This is a genomic window from Streptomyces sp. AC555_RSS877 (assembly GCF_019049245.1).
Lineage (GTDB): Bacteria > Actinomycetota > Actinomycetes > Streptomycetales > Streptomycetaceae > Streptomyces.
Genome location: NZ_JAGMUK010000114.1, coordinates 1 through 239 on the forward strand (window position 1 = coordinate 1; position 239 = coordinate 239).

The 239-nt window shown below is 69.5% G+C and carries 1 protein-coding gene; it reads left to right on the plus strand.

What is annotated here, in order from left to right; translation table 11 throughout:
* Window positions 1-239 (plus strand): AMP-binding protein (locus KUM49_RS50000; RefSeq protein ID WP_217241252.1); only part of this gene is annotated, 239 nt, incomplete at both ends.

Genomic DNA, 239 nt, shown 5'->3' on the forward strand with positions numbered 1-239 from the left:
GTGGAATGACACCGCTGTGCCGGTGGCTGGTGTGTTGGTGCCGGGGTTGTTCGCGGCGCAGGTGGTGCGGACTCCGGATGCGGTGGCGGTGGTGCAGGCGGGGCTGTCGGTGTCGTACTCGGAGTTGGAGGTGCGGGCTGATCGGCTGGCGCGTTTCCTGCGGGTGCAGGGGGTGGGTGCCGAGTCGGTGGTGGGTTTGTGTCTGCCGCGTGGGGTGGAGACGCTGGTCGGGATCCTCG